The 530-nt window shown below is 59.4% G+C and carries 2 pseudogenes; both read right to left on the bottom strand.

The window, feature by feature from the left end:
- Nucleotides 1-261: pseudogene (locus Q7C21_RS22935) on the bottom strand (hypothetical protein); the annotation flags it as partial.
- 162 nt (nt 262-423) lie between these two features.
- A pseudogene (locus Q7C21_RS22930) lies at nt 424-530 on the bottom strand (molecular chaperone); the annotation flags it as partial.

Here is a 530-nt window from a genome sequence, read left to right as displayed (position 1 = left end):
TCCGCGCACCTGTATCCGCAGTTCATTGGTCGCTGCGCGGCTACAGTCGAGCGTGTAGTCGATGGAAATGGTCTTGTAGTCGCCATAGATGCCTGCAATCTGAACATCATGAAAAGGGGCGCTAATGGGCGCGTCTCTGTTGATCACGCAGGGAATCGCCGCATGGATGACACCTTGTATCGTCACCCGGCTCTCGACGGCCTGGGCCAAGGGGCCGCAGCCGAGCAAAAGTGCCAGCAACGCGGGACGTGCGACCGTCATGATGAGGGGCTCAGTCATACGCTAGATTCACATTGAGGCTGGCGCGTAAAGCCCCCGGGCTGACGGCATGAGTGGTGACACTGGCACAGCACAGGCGTGCTGCTAGGGATACACGGAGTCTGGGCTTCATGATCGGCGCTCACAGGAACTGGTCATTGAACGTCAGCGTTTGCTGGCCACGGGGATGGCAGTGCAGGTACTGATTGCGCAGCTGAACTGCAGCTGTGGGCGGCCGCCGTAGTCATTGACATAGGTCAGCACTGGCTGGT

The organism is Pantoea sp. ANP04 (assembly GCF_041982285.1).
Lineage (GTDB): Bacteria > Pseudomonadota > Gammaproteobacteria > Enterobacterales > Enterobacteriaceae > Pantoea > Pantoea eucalypti.
The sequence above is the reverse complement of the archived record's forward strand: the minus strand, read 5'-3'. Positions and strand labels throughout refer to the sequence as shown.